Genomic DNA, 15789 nt, shown 5'->3' on the forward strand with positions numbered 1-15789 from the left:
TATTTATTGTATCACGTATCACGCACAGTCTCATTTTCACGGGCATTCTGCAGTGTACGTACTTCTTTCTGCAATCGTTCGAGTTCTTTTTGCATACTGCGCAGAGAGTCAACGACCGGATCGGGCAATTGCTGACTGAGGCGATCTACCCGTCGGCCATCCTGTTTGACAATTCTGCCCGGTATACCTACCACGGTACTATTGGAAGGGACCTCCTTAAGCACAACGGAGTTCGCACCAATGTTACATTGATCCCCCACGCTAAATGAACCCAGCACCTTCGCTCCGGACGAGATAACCACATTATTACCAATGGTCGGATGTCTCTTCCCTTTTTCTTTCCCTGTTCCGCCCAAGGTAACCCCCTGATAGATAACGACATCATCGCCAATCTCACATGTTTCTCCAATAACAACGCCCATTCCATGGTCAATAAACAACCGATTTCCGATCGTAGCTCCAGGATGTATCTCGATTCCTGTCATAAACCGGCTAACCTGCGAAATGAACCTGGCAACCGAGAACCATCTTCTCTTGTATAAAAAATGAGCCATTCGGTGTGCCCATATCGCATGCAGCCCTGAGTAGGTGAATACCACCTCAAACCAACCTCGGGCCGCCGGATCGTTTTCAAACACCGCCTGGATATCTGATCTGATCTTCTTGAACATGCTCGTTCCCCTCTTGTTCAGGTTCCCGTCCTCCGGCTTACCGGACGGCGCGTTCCTTGGTAGTGTACTGCACACTCGCCTAAACAAAAAAACGCCCCTGCAGCATTTAGCTGCAGAGGCGTTTATCGCGGTCCCACTCTGCTCGGTCCATTCTTAGATAGAATGAGCCCTCAAGCGGTTTGGTAACGGAAACCAATCGTCACAACCTATCCTAACGTTTTCCCTTGTCATGATCAACAAGGGCGGGGCTGGATTCGGCTGTGCAGCTCACGGGCGCATTTCGACTGATGGACAGTGGATGGCTCACAGCCACCGCAACCAAAGAAATCTTTCTTTGCTGCGGGACCATCCTCTCTGAATCTGTCCGGGTCAGTCTACTCCTCCCGATCTTTGCTGTTCTATTAGATAAATCATATCAATTATTCGTTGTGTTGTTATTATAGCGAAAAGGCCTCAGACTGACAACAGCTTGCTACGTAATCCATCCATAATAGGACTGTGTTCAGATTCCAAATAAACGGAATGTCTTCGACTAAGATTATTTTACTTGTGTAAGCAAACGTTCGATCACCGAATCACGACCCAGAAGTACGATCGTTTGGTTCAAATCCCGTCCATGCGTCTGTCCAGTCAAGGCTACACGAATTGGCATAAAGAGCTGTTTGCCCTTAAAGCCGGTTTCTTTCTGTACTTCCTTGATCAATGCAGCCATTTTGCTTGGAGTAAACTCTTCGCTCGCCTGTACTTTATCCGCAAATGCCTTCAGTACGGTTGGCACCTGCTCCTCAGCAAGCACTGCTTCTCCTTCACTTTCAAGCTCCAGATTGGAACGGAAGAATACTTCCGACAATTCGACAATATCGGAGGCAGAATTCATCTGCTCCTGGTACAGGTGTACCAGTGTATAAGCCCATTCTTTTTGTTCAGCAGACAGCTCGGAAGAAATACGTCCAGCCTTTTGCAGATGCGGAATGGCCATCTCGGCAATACGTTCCGGGTCAGCATGTTTGATATAGTGGTTATTCAAGTGAGCCAGCTTGTGGGTATCAAATACCGCCGGGCTCTTGGACAGACGTTTCGTATCAAAAATGGAGATCAGCTGCTCTTGCGAGAAGATCTCTTCTTCCCCTTCCGGCGACCAGCCGAGTAAGGAAATAAAGTTAAACATCGCTTCAGGCAAATAGCCGAGCTGATCATACTGCTCAATAAACTGAATAACGGATTCATCCCGTTTACTCAGCTTCTTGTGATTTTCATTCACGATCAGCGTCATATGACCGAATTGCGGCGGCTCCCAGCCGAGCGCTTCATAGATCATCAGTTGACGCGGCGTGTTCGAGATGTGATCTTCCCCACGCAGGACGTGGGAGATCTTCATCAAGTGATCATCCACAGCAACAGCATAGTTGTACGTGGGAATGCCGTCTTTTTTCACAATGACGAAGTCACCGGATTCCTTGCTGTTGAACGATATTGTGCCTTTAACCATATCCTCAAATGTATATGTGCGCTCTTCCGGCACCCGGAAACGAATACTCGCTACGCGGCCTTCCGCTTCAAACGCACTAATTTGCTCTGGAGTCAGGTCACGGTGTTTGCCAGAATAACGCGGTGTTTCTCCACGTGCTGACTGTTCCTCGCGCTCTTGCTCCAATTCTTCCTCCGTGCAGAAGCAACGGTAAGCCAGACCTTTATCCAGCAATTCCTGCGTATATTTACGATAGAGGTCCAGACGTTCCGTTTGACGGTATGGTCCGTATTCTCCGCCCACGTCAATACTTTCGTCCCACTCAATTCCGAGCCATTTCAGGTATTTCAGTTGGCTTTCTTCACCACCGGCAATATTCCGTTTCACGTCCGTATCTTCAATACGAATAATGAATTTACCGTTATTATGTTTGGCATATAGATAGTTAAACAACGCCGTACGGGCATTCCCGATATGCAGGTGTCCCGTTGGGCTCGGCGCGTAACGCACACGAATTTCCGTGCTCATATGATCCCCTCCGTCGCTAATTGATTGATGATATCACACACGTACAAGGCAAACAACGGATTGAGCGGCAATGCCCTCTCCCCGTCCTGGGAATCCCAATTGCTCTGTAGTTGTTGCTTTCACGTTCACCTGCGTTACATCCGCTTCCAGTGCCTTGGCAATAACCTCAGCCATCTGTGGGATGTAAGGAGCCATCTTTGGCTTCTGGGCAATAATCGTTGAATCAATATTCCCTAGCTTATACCCGCGATCCTTCACAAGCTGCCATACATGCTCCAGCAATTTCAGGCTGTCGGCATCTTTGAATTCCGGATCGGTATCCGGGAAGTGTTTGCCAATATCCCCAAGTGCCAGCGCACCCAAAATGGCATCACTAATCGCGTGCAACAGCACGTCTGCGTCCGAGTGACCCAGCAGTCCTTTTTCATAAGGAATCGTTACTCCGCCAATAATGCACGGGCGTCCCTCTACCAGCTGATGTACATCAAATCCCTGTCCTACACGTATCATCGCTTCTTCTCTCCCCCCAGCAAAAACGCAGCATATTGCAAATCTTCCGGCGTTGTTAATTTGATATTGGTATAATTGCCTTCCACAACCTTGACCGACATCCCCTGACGTTCAGCCAGCATGGCATCATCTGTTCCCAGAAATCCATCCTGCTCGGCTGATGCGTAGGCGGAGAGCAGGGAAGAAAGACGAAAAGCCTGCGGGGTTTGAATGCTCCACAGACTGCTGCGGTCTGGCGTCGCCGTAACGACTCCTTCCGCATTCACTTGTTTGATCGTATCCTTCACGGGAACCGCCAGCACAGCTGCTCCACCACCGGATATGGCGGCCGCCATGCATCCCTTGATCTGCTCATGGTTCACAAAAGGACGTACCCCGTCGTGAACGAGAACCCAATCCGTCCCAAGTGCCTCAAGGCCTTTATGGACAGAATGTTGTCTCTCTTTCCCTCCGGGGATAACACGGACACGTGAATCCAGTTGGTATTCTTTTACCCAATCCTGGCAGCGTTCAACATCTGCGGCTCCTGTGACCAGCACCATCTCGCGGATCTCGTCCAGCGCAGCAAATACCTCAAGCGTATGTATGAAAACGGGCTTGTCCTGCAGCAACAGAAACTGTTTGCTCTCGGTCGTCCCCATCCGGGTTCCGCGACCTGCTGCCACAATGACAACGCCCCACCCTTTATCCATGCCGCAATCCCTGCCTTGTCTGTCAGTTTATCGTCCGAAGATATACAATATCATTCAACGATACACTACCCATCATACCGCTTTATTGGGCTTTTTCCAACAGTTTCGGCTTGGCAAAAATCATTCGTCCCGCTGAAGTCTGCAACACACTGGTCACCAGCACTTCCATCATCATGCCGATATACTCGCGTCCGCCCTCCACAACGATCATAGTGCCATCATCCAGATAGGCTACACCTTGACCATGCTCCTTGCCATCCTTGATGATCTGCACCATGATCTCCTCACCTGGCAGAACAACTGGCTTAACCGCATTGGCGAGATCATTAATGTTCAACACAGATACACCTTGGAGTTCACACACTTTGTTCAGGTTAAAGTCATTGGTGACCACTTTGCCCTGAAGCACTTTAGCCAGTTTAACCAGTTTGCTGTCCACCTCGGAGATTTCCTCGAAATCCCCCTCATAGATCAGGACTTTTACATCAAGTTCCTTCTGGATTTTGTTCAAAATGTCCAGTCCACGCCGTCCTCTGTTCCGCTTGAGCAGATCCGATGAATCGGCAATATGCTGTAACTCCTCCAGAACGAATTCCGGAATTACGATCGTGCCTTCAATGAATCCGGTTTTGCATATATCAGCGATACGCCCATCGATAATAACACTGGTATCCAGAATCTTATGTTCTTCCATCCGTCTATCCTCGTCCACCTCGGGATGACCCCATCGCCCAGACATCCAGAAGGCCCCCAGATCGTCTTTCTTCGCCATGGCAAGGGTATAACCGGAATAAGCACTAATCACCGTCAGCGCCACTTGCAGCACTTCTCCTGCCGTCCCCATCCATCCCACAACAGGGTAGAGCAACAAGGCCACCAGCAACCCAGCCACCGTACCTGCGGCACCTGCAGCCAGTTCGTTCATAGGTACTTTTGCCAATGAATCGATTCCACTATGCAGCCTGTCTGCCATCAATGTTCCACCAATATTACATACAGCCATAAACATTACAGCTCCCAGCAGTGTCGATATACCAGCTCCCAGTAATCCTGCTGACTGAATCCACTCAGCCATCCATGGGACCGATTTTCCTGCCAGATGATATGCCGTGTAGCCGAACCATGCACCGCACAATCCTGTAAAAGTTAAAATGCCTTTTTTCCACATTAGTCCCTGCACCTCCTTCAATGTATCTTGACTTTATATCCAGTATGATCCAATTCCTGAATTGCTAATCCCATCTGGAAGAACTTTTTGGAAATGTTGCAATCGTCAGTTGAAAGTAGGTAAATTATTGGCATATAATGAATTCAATTCATATCCCGAGGTGAGTGGCAAAATGAGTACGCTAAGTTTACAGGCTTTCCAGGATCAAGTTTCTGAACTGTTGCTGCGTCATCGCAGCCTGATTGATGTACTTTCCAAAACGGGACAAGCCGGAGCGTCTGTTAACCGTGCCGTGTCCAAAGCCATTACCGAATGCGGCTGCATCGAGCTGCACGCCACCAAGCAGAAATATGCCCCGGAGAGCGATATCGCTCAAACCAAGGGCCTGCTGGAAACGCATGTGGAAGGTGAGTTGTGTGAGAACTGCAGAGAGGTCATCAGCTCTGAACTAGGGCGGAACCTGTTCTACATGTCGGCTCTCTGCAATCTGCTGGACATTAACATGGAAGAGGTCGTAAATCACGAATCACAGAAATGTTCAACGTTAGGGATGTTTAATCTGTCGTAAGAAGATATGTATGTCGTCCGTAAGGGTTTCTTTTACCGTAAATAGATCTGAATAAACAAAAAGCACGCATTCTCCAGTTCAGGAGAGTACGTGCTTTCTTAGTATAGTGTCTGTCCCCAAGGCGACTTAACGATCGGAAGGACGGGAAGATTTCTCATCCTTGCGCTTTTTCGCCCGACTACGCGAGGCCGCTGTTCGCACATTATGCTTCATTCCATACAAGGCGTATAACACCAGAGGAATAAAGATCAATTTGGATAACTGCTCCGGGAAAATAACGGCTACGGCTATGGCAAATAACACAACCCATGGTGCAATCCAGATTGCCTTGCGTGGCAAACCGACCTTTTTGAAATTGGGATATTTAAGCGAACTCACCATCAGATACGATAACAGCAATGTAGCAATCATCATGCTAACCGGACCAATATCCTTATTGAACAAGGACAGTGTAGCCAGCACCCCACCGGCTGCGGGAATCGGCAGACCTGTGAAATACCCGGGAATTCCCGGACGAACATTAAACCGAGCAAGACGAATGGCTCCACAGATCGGAAAAGCCGCTGTTGCGATCCAGGCGAGGATCGGCATCGAATCTTGAAACGACACCATAAATATGATCAGGGCTGGTGCTGCACCAAAGGAAACCATGTCAGACAAGGAATCCAGTTCCTTGCCGAATTCGCTTTGGGCATTAAGTGCACGTGCCACTCGGCCATCCAGACCATCCAGTAGCATCGCTACAATGACCATAATGGCAGCCAAACTGTAATTTCCATCAATCGCAAGCAAAATTGCCATCATTCCAAGAAACAGATTACCCAGGGTAAAGAGATTCGGAATGAATCTGGTTAGCATCGTTGTTTCACCTCATCCATTTCAAGCCTTTATATAGGCAAACCCTTACATCTGTCTGTCGATAAACATCTGCTCCTGCAAACGTTTGAGGCCTTCCTTAATGGTCCGGGCACGAACTTCACCAATACCGTCCACTTCGTCCAGTTCTTCAATTGTAGCCATAATCACATGAGGCAATTGTTCGAATTGATCCACCAAATTATGGATAATGACATTGGGCAGGCGGGGGATCTTATTTAATACCCGGAATCCACGAGGGGCAACCGAATCCTCAGAAGTAGCCGCTGATGATGGATAGCCGAGCAGACGGACAATATGATGTGCATCCAGCAACTCATCGTCCGACAATCTTTTCAGTCCCACGATAATTTCACGGATTTTGTCATCACTGTCGTCACGGGCATAGTCTTTATACAATAACCAGGCTTCTTCTTCCGTTGTACCCACGAGCTCTTCCATTTGCATGGAAATGAGTCGTCCCTCATTCCCAAGTTCATGAATGTATCGTTTGATTTCCGTTTTGATCCGCATCACCATTTCGGTACGCTGAATCACATTAACCACTTCAGGAATCGTTACTAATTCCTCAAATTCCGAAGCACTCAGATTCGTAAGGGACTGTGTTAATACCGCTTTGTATTTCTCCAGGGTTTGAATCGCTTGATTCGCTTTGGTCAAAATAACCCCGATTTCCTTGAGGGAATAACGAAGTGTTCCCTGATACAAGGTAATGATATTCCGTCGCTGTGATATGGATACGACCAATTTACCCGTTTGCTTCGCTACACGCTCTGCCGTCCGGTGACGAATCCCCGTCTCTGATGAAGAGATAGATGAATCCGGGATTAACTGGGTATTGGCGTAAAGAATACGCTTCAAATCCTCGCTAAGAATAATGGCTCCATCCATCTTGGCGAGTTCATACAGATAGTTCGGGGAGAAATCACAGTTAATCGAGAATCCCCCATCCACCACTTCCATTACTTCAGGGCTGTATCCTACAACAAGCAGTGCGCCCGTCTTGGCGCGCAGCACATTTTCCAGACCTTCGCGGAAAGGTGTACCTGGTGCGATCAGCCTTAACAACTCATTCATATTATCCAGTTGGCTCATATCTTTCATCTTGTTATGCCCCCTAATCTAAAGCAACCGCTAGTGCATCTGCCACGGTATTCACACCGATCAGTTGTATCCCGCGAGGATGTTTCCAGCCCTTTAAGCTTTTTTCTGGTAAAATGACTCGCTTGAAGCCCAGCTTTGCGGCTTCCTTCACTCGTTGTTCGGCCCGTGATACGGCTCGAACCTCACCTGTCAGACCAATCTCGCCAAAGATGACGTCATCCGGCTTGGTCGGTACATCTCTCAAACTGGATGCAATACTGACAGCAACAGCCAAATCTACAGCAGGCTCATCCAACCGTACTCCACCAGCCACGTTCAGATACGCATCCTGGGTCTGTAAAAACATGCCCATTCTTTTCTCCAGCACTGCAATGATCAGATTTAGTCGATGCAGATCTACCCCTGTTGCCATACGGCGGGGAGAAGGGAAATGTGTGGTCGAGATCAACGCCTGCAATTCCACGAGCAGAGGGCGTGTACCCTCCATACTGGCAACTACCGTTGAACCTGCTACACCCAGTGGACGTTCCGACAAAAAGAGTTCGGACGGATTGCCCACCTCACGAAGTCCATCCTCGCCCATTTCAAAAATGCCAATCTCATTGGTTGAACCAAAACGGTTCTTCACCGCACGCAGCAGGCGATACGTATGATGCCGTTCTCCTTCAAAATAAAGCACGCAATCCACCATATGTTCTAACATACGTGGACCGGCAATGGCACCTTCTTTGGTAACATGCCCCACAAGAACCGTTGCAATGCCTCTGCCTTTGGCAATCCGCATGAACCTTGACGTACATTCCCTTACCTGCGCTACACTACCTGGCGCACTGGTAACTTCGGGAAGATATACCGTCTGAATGGAGTCGATGACCAGAAAATGCGGCTGGATCTGATCCACCGCTTCCTCTACACGTTCCATATTGGTTTCACACAGTACATACAACTCGGCAGAGAGTGCCCCGAGACGGTCTGCCCGCAATTTGGTTTGCTTGACTGATTCCTCACCGGAAACATATAACACACGCAAACCCGAGTGCGTCAAAGCATGGGACGTCTGCAACATCAACGTTGATTTACCAATACCCGGATCTCCGCCCACCAGAACGAGTGAACCCGGAACGATTCCGCCACCCAATACCCGGTTCAACTCTCCGATTCCAGTCTGTACACGCGGTTCCTGACCGCTATCTATATCTATGATAGGAAGCGGTTTATCTTTACTGTCAAACAGAGGAGAATTTCTCCCTTGTGTTTTGACCACCGTCTCTGTTTCTTCCACCATTGAATTCCATGACTGACAACCCGGACACTTACCGTACCACTTGGGGGCTTCATAGCCGCATTCCGTACATTGAAACTTGGTTTTAACTTTGGCCACTTCAGCACTCCTATAATTTAGTTTTATAACAGCATTTTGCATTATTCGACGAATTTCACCCAAACTTCCTGACGTGCAGGGTTACTAAAAGTTTACCATTGTTTGAGATTTTTCGTAAAGGATTATCGCAAACTTTACACATGTTCCTAACATAATCATGTCCGTCTTCTGTCCAAAGTGCAAAAAATCCTCCCCGGCCGAAGCCGAGAAGGATTTGATTAAGGATTATGGATCAATACAAGCTGAAGTTTAACTTCAAAGCTTGCTAAATATTATTTGGTTTCGATTTCCTCATTGGACGGAACGACCACGTCTTTTTTCGTAACAGACAGTGCACCATTCTCTTCGTCGATGAGCAATGAATCCCCTTTGGTTACGTTACCTGTGAGCAACTCTTCGGACAATTTGTCCTCGATATGCTTCTGGATCGCCCGACGAAGCGGACGCGCACCGTAAGCTGGATCAAAGCCTGACTTCGCAAGGAAAGACTTGGCATTATCAGTGAGTTCGAAATCGACCTCATGTTCGAGCAGTCGTTTACGAAGTTCTTCACTCATAAGCGTAACAATTTCAGCAATGTGTTTTTCTTCGAGTGAGTGGAACACGATAATTTCATCAATCCGGTTAAGGAACTCTGGACGGAAGCTTTTCTTCAGCTCATCCATCACTTTCCCCTTCATGTTGTCATAATCTGCTCCTGCATCTACAACTGCAGTGAAGCCCAGTGTAGAGTTACGTTTGATCGCTTCGGCACCCACGTTGGATGTCAAGATAATCAGCGTATTGCGGAAGTCAACGACGCGACCTTTGGAATCCGTCAGTCGACCATCCTCAAGCACTTGTAACAAGATATTGAATACTTCTGGATGTGCTTTCTCGATTTCATCGAGCAGGACTACGGAATATGGTTTGCGACGAACTTTCTCTGTCAGCTGGCCACCTTCTTCGTACCCAACATATCCTGGAGGCGCTCCGACAAGTCGGGAAGTCGAGTGTTTCTCACCATACTCGGACATATCAATCCGGATTACTGCATTTTCATCGCCGAACATCGCTTCAGCCAGAGCACGAGCAAGTTCTGTTTTACCTACCCCTGTAGGGCCGAGGAAAATGAATGAACCCATCGGACGTTTTGGATCTTTAAGTCCTGCACGAGCACGACGAACCGCACGGCTGACAGACTTCACTGCCTCATCCTGACCGATGACACGTTCATGTAGAATAGACTCCAGATTCATCAGACGCTGTGTCTCTTCTTCTTTCAGTTGGTTCACAGGAATTCCGGTCCAGCTGGCTACCACTTGTGCGATATCCTCAGGAGTAACCTCGGAATCGGTGCGACCTTGTTTCTCTTTCCACTGGTTCTTCGTTACATCCAGCTCTTCACGGATTTTTTGTTCCGTATCACGCAGAGCTGCTGCTTTTTCGAACTCCTGACTTTGAACTGCAGCGTCTTTTTCCTTACGGATATCTTCCAGACGGCTTTCCAGTTGTTTCAGGTTTGGTGGGATCGTGTAAGAGTTCAATCTTACTTTGGAACCCGCTTCATCAATCAGGTCAATCGCTTTATCCGGCAGGAAACGGTCTGTAATGTAACGATCAGACAGTTTAACCGCCTGCACAATTGCTTCGTCCGTGATTTTCACGCGGTGATGCGCCTCATAACGGTCACGCAAGCCGTGCAAGATTTGAATCGCTTCTTCCGGAGAAGGCTGATCTACAGTAATCGGTTGGAAACGACGCTCAAGCGCTGCATCCTTCTCGATGTATTTACGATATTCATCCAGTGTTGTCGCACCGATACATTGCAATTCTCCACGGGCCAGAGCCGGTTTCAAAATGTTAGAAGCATCGATTGCGCCTTCAGCTCCGCCTGCGCCAATCAAGGTATGCAATTCGTCGATAAACAGGACAATGTTACCTGCTTGGCGGATCTCATCCATGATTTTTTTCAGACGATCTTCAAACTCACCACGATATTTGGTTCCAGCAACTACAGAACCCATATCCAGAGTCATTACACGTTTGTCGCGTAATGTTTCCGGAATCTCATTTGCGATGATTTTTTGTGCAAGGCCTTCAGCAATCGCTGTTTTACCTACACCTGGCTCACCGATCAATACCGGGTTGTTCTTCGTACGACGGCTGAGCACTTGGATGACACGTTCAATTTCTTTACTACGCCCAATGACGGGGTCCAGGTTGTTCTCTCTCGCATAAGCCGTGAGGTCACGTGCCAGACTGTCCAGCGTTGGTGTGCTTACATTGGCAGGTGTTCCATTATGACTGGATACAGCTTCACTGCTGCCAAGCAATTGCAACACTTGTTGACGTGCTTTGTTCAGGCTAATTCCCAGGTTATTGAGCACACGTGCTGCAACACCCTCGCCTTCACGAATCAATCCGAGCAGGATATGCTCTGTGCCTACATAAGTGTGGCCCAATTTACGAGCTTCATCCATAGACAGTTCAATTACTTTTTTCGCACGTGGCGTATATGCAATGTTGGTAGGTTGCTCTTGGCCACGGCCAATCAGCGTTTCTACTTCATCCTGAATTTTTTCTAATCCGAGTCCCAGGCCGATCAGTGCTTTGGCTGCGATGCCTTCGCCTTCACGAATGAGGCCGAGCAAAATATGCTCAGTACCGATGTTATTATGACCGAGACGGACAGCTTCTTCCTGCGCGAGTGCGAGCACCTTTTGGGCCCGTTCCGTAAATCTTCCAAACATCATATCTCCTGCACCTCCATGGTTTTGGATAAAACGAGGTCATGTAATGAAATAACCGTCGTATTCTTCATATCATTTTTGTTTGCAGCCGTGCTGCGAATAAAGTCATTTGGCATTTGTACATGCCTTATTATATAAAAGCCGCAATGCGGCATGAAACCATAATTCAATACAATATTAGGCTAAGCTAGGACTGCTTCGCTGCATTGATCGTATCACGAATCAACTGAGCACGGTAGATGTCACGCTCATCTGTGCGCATATCTTCCCCGAACGTTTTCTGCAAGAATCCCGGCTGTGTCATCACATTCAACTCATTCATTACCGTAATGGACAGTCCATCCAACAAACCGAGATCCACGCCAAGGCGTACATCAGATAAGCGCTGTGCAGCTTCCTTGGAATCCACAATAGCTGCATGAGACAATATGCCGTAAGAGCGCATGACACGATCCGTAATCCGAACTCTGGAGTCGGTAATTAACCGTTCTCTGGCTGTACGCTCATGACCTATCATCTGTAATACAACACCATGCAGGTTCTCGATGACTTCCTGTTCGGTCTGTCCCAAAGTAATCTGGTTCGAGATCTGGAACAGGTTACCCATCGCCTCACTGCCTTCACCGTATATCCCCCTTACAGTTAAACCCACTTGGGAAACTGCGGTTAAAATGCGGCCAATCTGTTGTGTCATCACCAGGGCAGGCAAGTGCATCATAACCGATGCTCTAACACCTGTACCTACATTAGTAGGACAGCTGGTTAAGTATCCTCTGCGATCATCAAAAGCATAATCCACGTGCGCTTCAAAAGCATCATCTATTGCGGAAGCTTTCTCCCAGGCTTCTTTCACCTGGAACCCCGGATAGAGGCACTGGATACGAAGATGATCCTCTTCGTTAATCATAATACTGACAGACTCATCCTCACTGAGAATAACCGCACCATTCCTGGATTCATTCGCAAGACTTGGACTGATGAGATGTTTCTCCACCAGCACCCGTTTGTCGAGTTCGTCAATATCGATCAGATCCAACGTATGAAAATCCCCAAAGGCATGAACGTCATCGTATTGAAGTACTTCGCTCAGCTTATTCAGCACCTCTTCCGATTGCTCATTGGAAGCCAGCATCGGAAACGGAATATGCTGAAGGTTGCGTGCAATCCGGACACGGCTGCTAATGACAATTTCGGAATCAGCCGCATCACTGCGCATCCAGTCGCTGAGCGCCTTCTCTGTAAAGCGCAGATTAGGCATTACACATCCCTCCTACTCATGACAAACTTTACTCCTGAGCTATTCCTTTTTCAAGTCCTCTGATCTGGTCACGGATCTGAGCCGCCTCTTCAAATTCCTCTTGCGCGATGCTCTCCTGGAGCTCACGCTTCAGATCAGCGATTTGCCGTTTCACCTTGATGCGACCACCAGCTCGTGCAGGCACTTTGCCTACATGGGACGTATTACCATGAACCCGCTTGAACAAAGGATCCAGGCGGCTGTCAAAATATTTATAACATGAACTGCAGCCGAACCGGCCTATCTTGCTAAATTGTGAATACGTCATACCACACTCTTCACATTGAAGTGCTTTTGCAGGGGGTGTTCCTGCCGATCCACTTTTGCTGGCTGGATCAAAATCAAGCAATCCAGACAATAAGTTGTGAATGGAAAACCCACCTGCTGTTCCAGGGATCATTTCCCCTTTTTCACGGGCACATGACTCACAAATATGGAATTCCGTCTTCTCTCCATTTACGATCTTCGTAAAATGAAGTGTCGCCGGACGTTTATTGCATTCTTGGCACAGCATATTGATGTACCTCCTTTGACCCCGATAGTTTTCATTTACCGAGCAAAGATATTAACATCGCCTTCAACATTCTGGCACGAATTTGATCCCGGTAAGGAAGTTTGACTAATATAACCTCTCTAGATACAGCAGCTCGCATCAACCCGGCTTCCCGCTTGCTCAAGAAGCGTGCTTCTTCCAATTGATAGATCAATCCTTCGGCAGCTGTCTGCCCGATCTCTTCACCAATACTATGGTGCAAATGATTATGCAGAGCTGATTGGGCCGGTAATTCAATGCGCTGTATGCGAACATAACCACCACCGCCGCGTTTACTCTCTACCAGGTATCCCTTCTCGAGTGTAAAACGTGTGCTGATGACATAATTGATCTGGGAAGGTACACATGAGAATTGATCTGCCAGATCATTACGCTGAATTTCAACCATTCCTTCGGGACTTTCATGCAAAATACTCTTCAGATATCGTTCGATAATATCAGAGATATTACGCATCCAATCATCCTCCACTGTCTGAAACGTTAAGTCAATAAGGACCCACACGCCCCCACAGAGTACACCTTCTCTACCCATTTAACCAATCAGGGAAACAGCGAATCTTGCTTCCAAAGGTGTCAACAGGAGAGCGAAGGAAGCACGAAGGTCCTTTAATATTCCCTTGATCCTCCAACGAAATGAATCCCGTATATTGGCGATCATGCATCAGATTGTAGAAAGAAAGCTACTTAAGTATTAAACCTTTAGTTGACTTTGACTTTCTTTGACTTTATAACCATTATAGCATATTTTGTGGTTTTGCCAAGTGGGGTCACTATTCATTTTTTACGATTTTACACGAAATATTCCCCGGACACAAAAAAACCTCCCCAAAATTGCTGGAGAAGTCCATTTGTCTTTCGATCACGCCGTATTTCTATATAAGCTAATCAAGTTAAATGGAGCAGTGGGAATAGCTATCAGAAGAAATCAAGCAAATAGGTTTCCCGTTCAGGAATCGCTTCTTCCAAAGCCATGATTGCTGTGTTCGGTCCGTGAATTCTTCCGATTCGTGCCATTTCCGTTGGTCTGCGATATCCCATCAGCACCGCGGTAAGGGATTGAATATCCACCTTAATGGTCTGATCATCATTAATTGCCTCCGAAGTTTTCCATATGGACGCTGTTCCGTTCATTGCCACGTTTAATTGCCATACCCCTTCATTCCACGGAGCGTAGGTATCCTCTACCTGTAGAACAATCTGCACCGGTGAGTCCTGGCTTGCAAATGGATACTGAGATATAAACTGCTCTACACTAACGATACGCGCCATAAAATAAGGTACAATCTCCTGCTGAATCCGTGGGTTATCCAGTTGGAAGGCAAGCGTATCACTGGCAGGCGCCTGCAACGTAACTTCCTGGATCATGGAATCATGGTTAGCAATGAAGGTCCACAGCCCTTGCCTCGCCTCTTCATTCAGATAGATGATCTCTTTAATGGTAAATTTATTTTCCTTAACCTCATATAAAAGATAACCTTGTGCTGCATCAGCTTCATCGTAATATACAGCCTTCTGGCTGGTCCCATTAACAAGAACTGAATTCTCCCACCTTGCATCATCCCGAACCAGAGTTCCGTTATAACGCTCAGCATAAGCACTGTATACTTCCTTTAGTATGCTGAGGGCCGGATCCCCACGCCGAATCGTTCCAGGTGTCGCTTTTTTCGAAGGCAAATGAGCTGCAGGCACTTTATAACGTTTAAATTCAACATACGTCTCCCATCCATACTTCCGATAGAAACCAAAGGAGAATGGATGCAAGAATGATATACTTTGTTTGTTACGATTCATTTCTTCCAACGCATGCTTCAGCAGACCCGCTACCCAGCCTTTGCGTCTATACTCTGGCCAGGTGGCAACACCCGCAATACCGCCCATCTCGAACGATCTGCCATGAATATAGGTTTGAAAAGGAATGATGTGAAGTTTGGCTCCTAGTTGCCCGTCCTCATATACACCCCATATATCCTGTGACGAAAATTGACTCCTCCGTTTTTCTTTCTGTTCTTCACCCATTACTACTTGAAAAGCATATTCGGAGAGTGCCATCGCCGGTTCAAAATCATCTACCGTCAATTTCTGAATTTCCATGTCGTCCTACACCCCATTCGCTAGAGTTATTATCAATCCAAATCATGGCCTGATATGTGATATATGTACCCCTTAGAGTGTGTCAGAGGATTCTTACAAAGTCAAATAAGAGATGCTTTCGCATCCCCTTAAATAAACAAATAAAAACCA

Annotated in this window: 14 protein-coding genes; 1 reads left to right on the plus strand and 13 read right to left on the minus strand. The window is 47.4% G+C overall.

Translation table 11 applies throughout. The features are described from left to right. Positions 1–11 precede the first annotated feature (11 nt). The 5 genes from cysE to MKZ13_RS27640 all read right to left on the minus strand — a co-directional run bounded on the left by cysE (position 12) and on the right by MKZ13_RS27640 (position 5037). Entirely contained in the window at positions 12–671 is a 660-nt protein-coding gene (cysE, locus tag MKZ13_RS27620) for a serine O-acetyltransferase (RefSeq protein WP_221825254.1), read from the minus strand. Between the two features lie 538 nt (positions 672–1209). Continuing rightward, a complete protein-coding gene (gene gltX, locus MKZ13_RS27625; RefSeq protein ID WP_339179723.1) occupies positions 1210–2667 on the minus strand; it encodes a glutamate--tRNA ligase in 1458 nt (485 codons plus the stop codon). Between the two features lie 33 nt (positions 2668–2700). Further along, positions 2701–3177, minus strand: a complete 477-nt coding sequence (gene ispF, locus MKZ13_RS27630; protein WP_017692052.1) for a 2-C-methyl-D-erythritol 2,4-cyclodiphosphate synthase — start codon at positions 3175–3177, stop codon at positions 2701–2703. Beyond that, positions 3174–3869: a 2-C-methyl-D-erythritol 4-phosphate cytidylyltransferase gene (gene ispD, locus MKZ13_RS27635; protein WP_221825258.1), complete on the minus strand. Its 696-nt coding sequence runs from the start codon at positions 3867–3869 to the stop codon at positions 3174–3176. Before ispD ends, ispF begins: the two co-directional genes overlap by 4 nt. A gap of 82 nt (positions 3870–3951) precedes the next feature. Further along, on the minus strand, positions 3952–5037 hold the full coding sequence (locus MKZ13_RS27640; protein ID WP_047841132.1) for a PIN/TRAM domain-containing protein: 1086 nt from the start codon (positions 5035–5037) through the stop codon (positions 3952–3954). Between the two features lie 172 nt (positions 5038–5209). Here MKZ13_RS27640 and MKZ13_RS27645 point away from each other — a divergent pair, with 172 nt between their 5' ends. Then, positions 5210–5605, plus strand: coding sequence for a hypothetical protein (locus MKZ13_RS27645; protein WP_017692049.1), 396 nt, complete (start codon positions 5210–5212; stop codon positions 5603–5605). 126 nt (positions 5606–5731) lie between these two features. On the opposite strand, the gene pssA is transcribed toward MKZ13_RS27645, so the two are convergent. The 8 genes from pssA to MKZ13_RS27685 form a co-directional block, all read right to left on the minus strand. Beyond that, positions 5732–6463, minus strand: a complete 732-nt coding sequence (pssA, locus tag MKZ13_RS27650; protein WP_017692048.1) for a CDP-diacylglycerol--serine O-phosphatidyltransferase — start codon at positions 6461–6463, stop codon at positions 5732–5734. Positions 6464–6508: 45 nt separating this feature from the next. Then, positions 6509–7585: a DNA integrity scanning diadenylate cyclase DisA gene (gene disA / locus MKZ13_RS27655; RefSeq protein ID WP_047841130.1), complete on the minus strand. Its 1077-nt coding sequence runs from the start codon at positions 7583–7585 to the stop codon at positions 6509–6511. A gap of 13 nt (positions 7586–7598) precedes the next feature. Further along, positions 7599–8966, minus strand: coding sequence for a DNA repair protein RadA (gene radA / locus MKZ13_RS27660; RefSeq protein ID WP_036671578.1), 1368 nt, complete (start codon positions 8964–8966; stop codon positions 7599–7601). Positions 8967–9238: 272 nt separating this feature from the next. Further along, the gene (locus tag MKZ13_RS27665; RefSeq protein WP_036607223.1) at positions 9239–11701 is read right to left on the minus strand and encodes an ATP-dependent Clp protease ATP-binding subunit; all 2463 of its coding nucleotides are present in this window, start codon (positions 11699–11701) and stop codon (positions 9239–9241) included. 184 nt (positions 11702–11885) lie between these two features. After that, positions 11886–12956, minus strand: a complete 1071-nt coding sequence (locus MKZ13_RS27670; RefSeq protein ID WP_339179728.1) for a protein arginine kinase — start codon at positions 12954–12956, stop codon at positions 11886–11888. A gap of 28 nt (positions 12957–12984) precedes the next feature. Continuing rightward, positions 12985–13509 (minus strand): UvrB/UvrC motif-containing protein, encoded by a 525-nt coding sequence (locus tag MKZ13_RS27675; protein WP_237178603.1) that lies wholly within the window; start codon positions 13507–13509, stop codon positions 12985–12987. Positions 13510–13540: 31 nt separating this feature from the next. Continuing rightward, entirely contained in the window at positions 13541–14002 is a 462-nt protein-coding gene (locus MKZ13_RS27680; RefSeq protein ID WP_036607135.1) for a CtsR family transcriptional regulator, read from the minus strand. Positions 14003–14463: 461 nt separating this feature from the next. After that, positions 14464–15639 (minus strand): GNAT family N-acetyltransferase, encoded by a 1176-nt coding sequence (locus MKZ13_RS27685; protein ID WP_339179731.1) that lies wholly within the window; start codon positions 15637–15639, stop codon positions 14464–14466. Positions 15640–15789: the final 150 nt, after the last annotated feature.

Origin of the sequence: Paenibacillus sp. FSL R5-0701 (assembly GCF_037973995.1) — a bacterium.
Classification (GTDB): Bacteria; Bacillota; Bacilli; order Paenibacillales; family Paenibacillaceae; genus Paenibacillus.